The organism is Arthrobacter sp. lap29, from assembly GCF_032458965.1.
GTDB lineage: Bacteria > Actinomycetota > Actinomycetes > Actinomycetales > Micrococcaceae > Specibacter > Specibacter psychrochitiniphilus.
The window spans coordinates 1-3,792 of the sequence record NZ_JAUCEK010000022.1; the positions used below are offsets into that span (position 1 = coordinate 1).

Here is a 3,792-nt window from a genome sequence, read left to right on the forward strand (position 1 = left end):
GGTGGTGTTAAAGGTGGGGAGGCCCCGCACCTGGTGGTGTGGGGCCTCTACCCTTTTTGGTGTTGTCCGGCGGTGTCCTACTCTCCCACATCCTCACGAATGCAGTACCATCGGCGCTGTGGGTCTTAGCTTCCGGGTTCGGAATGGGACCGGGCGTTTCCCCCACGCTATGACCACCGTAACTCGTTCCCCGACCCTGTGATGGGTGGGTGGCTTGTTGGGTGTTCTTGTGATGAACAACAGTATTTTATTGTACATGTTTTTACTAAGGGTTACGGACCGGGGTCCGTGTTTGTTAGTAAAATCATGGTTGGTTTCCATGCCAGTAAACCGGGTGGGTTTGTTGGTTGGGAACCACATAGTGAACGCGAGCAGATCTTATGTTTATAAGAGTGTGTGTGGTGTAAGTTATCGGCCTATTAGTACCGGTCAGCTTCACGAGTCTTTAGTCCTCGCTTCCACGTCCGGCCTATCAACCCAGTGGTCTAGCTGGGGGCCTCTCACACATAACTGTGTATGGAAATCTCATCTTGAAGTGGGCTTCCCGCTTAGATGCTTTCAGCGGTTATCCCTTCCGAACGTAGCTAATCAGCGATGCACTTGGCAGTACAACTGACACACCAGAGGTTCGTCCGTCCCGGTCCTCTCGTACTAAGGACAGCTCTTCTCAAATTTCCTGCGCGCGCAGCGGATAGGGACCGAACTGTCTCACGACGTTCTAAACCCAGCTCGCGTACCGCTTTAATGGGCGAACAGCCCAACCCTTGGGACCTACTCCAGCCCCAGGATGCGACGAGCCGACATCGAGGTGCCAAACCATGCCGTCGATATGGACTCTTGGGCAAGATCAGCCTGTTATCCCCGAGGTACCTTTTATCCGTTGAGCGACGGCCATTCCACAATGTGCCGCCGGATCACTAGTCCCGACTTTCGTCCCTGCTCGAGGTGTCCCTCTCACAGTCAAGCTCCCTTGTGCACTTACACTCGAAACCTGATTGCCAACCAGGCTGAGGGAACCTTTGGGCGCCTCCGTTACTTTTTAGGAGGCAACCGCCCCAGTTAAACTACCCATCAGGCACTGTCCCTGACCCGGATTACGGGCCGAAGTTAGATGTCCAAAGTGACCAGAGTGGTATTTCAACGATGACTCCACCACAACTAGCGTTGCGGTTTCACAGTCTCCCACCTATCCTACACAAGCCACTCCGAACACCAATACCAAACTATAGTAAAGGTCTCGGGGTCTTTCCGTCCTGCTGCGCGTAACGAGCATCTTTACTCGTACTGCAATTTCGCCGAGTTTATGGTTGAGACAGCGGGGAAGTCGTTACTCCATTCGTGCAGGTCGGAACTTACCCGACAAGGAATTTCGCTACCTTAGGATGGTTATAGTTACCACCGCCGTTTACTGGGGCTTAAATTCTCAGCTTCGCACACAAGTGTGCTAACCGGTCCTCTTAACCTTCCAGCACCGGGCAGGAGTCAGTCCGTATACATCGTCTTGCGACTTCGCACGGACCTGTGTTTTTAGTAAACAGTCGCTTCCCCCTGGTCTCTGCGGCCCACACTCGCTCACGGACAGCTAGTGTCCTTCACGAGGCAGGCCCCCCTTCTCCCGAAGTTACGGGGGCATTTTGCCGAGTTCCTTAACCATAATTCTCTCGATCGCCTTAGTATTCTCTACCTGATCACCTGTGTCGGTTTGGGGTACGGGCAGTTAGAACCTCACGTCGATGCTTTTCTAGGCAGCATAGGATCACCGAATTCCCCCGTAAGGGGGTCCCATCAGATCTCAGAATCGTCATTGAAGACAACACAACGGATTTGCCTATCGTGTTTCCTACGTCCTTAGACCGGGACTACCATCGCCCGGCTCGGCTACCTTCCTGCGTCACACCTGTTAATACGTTTACCTCCCCAGTTCAGGTCCCACGCTCCACACACACCCTGGTCCCGAAGGACACGCAGTGGTGTTTTGGGTGGTTAGTATCACTGGTTCAATATTGGCGGTTCTTCACCGGTACGGGAATATCAACCCGTTGTCCATCGACTACGCCTGTCGGCCTCGCCTTAGGTCCCGACTTACCCAGGGCAGATTAGCTTGACCCTGGAACCCTTGATCATTCGGCGGACGGGTTTCTCACCCGTCTTTCGCTACTCATGCCTGCATTCTCACTCGTGTAGGCTCCACCGCTAGTTCACACTGCGGCTTCAATGCCTACACGACGCTCCCCTACCACTCCAAACCCCTGAACAAGAACAGGTCTTGTTAGGGTAATGTTTGAAATCCACAACTTCGGCGGTGTACTTGAGCCCCGCTACATTGTCGGCGCGGAATCACTTGACCAGTGAGCTATTACGCACTCTTTTAAGGATGGCTGCTTCTAAGCCAACCTCCTGGTTGTCTAAGCAATCCCACATCCTTTCCCACTTAGCACACGCTTAGGGGCCTTAGTTGGTGGTCTGGGCTGTTTCCCTCTCGACTATGAAGCTTATCCCCCACAGTCTCACTGCTACGCTCTGACTTACCGGCATTCGGAGTTTGGCTGACGTCAGTAACCTTGTAGGGCCCATTAGCCATCCAGTAGCTCTACCTCCAGTAAGAAACACGCAACGCTGCACCTAAATGCATTTCGGGGAGAACCAGCTATCACGAAGTTTGATTGGCCTTTCACCCCTACCCACAGCTCATCCCCTCCATTTTCAACTGAAGTGGGTTCGGTCCTCCACGCGCTCTTACACGCGCTTCAACCTGGCCATGGGTAGATCACTTCGCTTCGGGTCTAGATCACGCCACTAAACTCGCCCTATTCAGACTCGCTTTCGCTACGGCTTCCCCACACGGGTTAACCTCGCGACGTAACACTAACTCGCAGGCTCATTCTTCAAAAGGCACGCCATCACAAGAACAACTACCCCCAAAGGGGCACGCTTGCTCTGACGGATTGTAAGCACACGGTTTCAGGTACTATTTCACTCCCCTCCCGGGGTACTTTTCACCTTTCCCTCACGGTACTTGTCCGCTATCGGTCATTAGGTAGTATTTAGGCTTATCAGGTGGTCCTGACAGATTCACACGGGATTTCTCGGGCCCCGTGCTACTTGGGATACTCACCAGGGAGTGCACTGCATTTCAGTTACGGGACTCTCACCCTCTACGGTCGGCCATTCAAAACCGTTCACCTATACATGCACCATTCCCCTTCCTAGTCCGGCAGAACTAGATCGGTAAGTCCCACAACCCCGCACCATGCAACGCCCGCCGGCTATCACACATGACACGGTTTAGCCTGATCCGCGTTCGCTCGCCACTACTAACGGAATCACTATTGTTTTCTCTTCCTGTGGGTACTGAGATGTTTCACTTCCCCACGTTCCCTCCACACACCCTATATATTCAGGTGCAGGTCACCACCTCGGCTTACACCGGGTAGCGGGGTTCCCCCATTCGGACACCCTCGGATCAAAGTTTGGTTATCAACTCCCCGAGGCTTATCGCAGATTCCTACGTCCTTCTTCGGCTCCTAATGCCAAGGCATCCACCGTGTGCCCTTAAAAACTTGACCACACACATGCGGGTCAAACACAACACACCCTCAAAAGGATGCACCATGATTTATACTTCTTGATTATCGAGAAAACCATGAAAACTAGCCACCAACCCCAAAAGGTCAGCAACAGATCCAGGTTTTATATCATATTCTCAAAGAAATTGCTTTCTTATAAAAGATGCTCGCGTTCACTATGTAGTTCTCAAACAACAACCCCACCACACACCCCACCACCAGAGAG

General features: G+C 52.7%; 2 rRNA genes. Both read right to left on the bottom strand.

The features are described from left to right. Positions 1-64: 64 nt before the first annotated feature. Positions 65-181 (bottom strand): 5S ribosomal RNA (gene rrf, locus RY113_RS18215). Positions 182-398: 217 nt separating this feature from the next. Beyond that, positions 399-3,566: ribosomal RNA gene (locus RY113_RS18220) — 23S ribosomal RNA — on the bottom strand. Between the last annotated feature and the right edge of the window lie 226 nt (positions 3,567-3,792).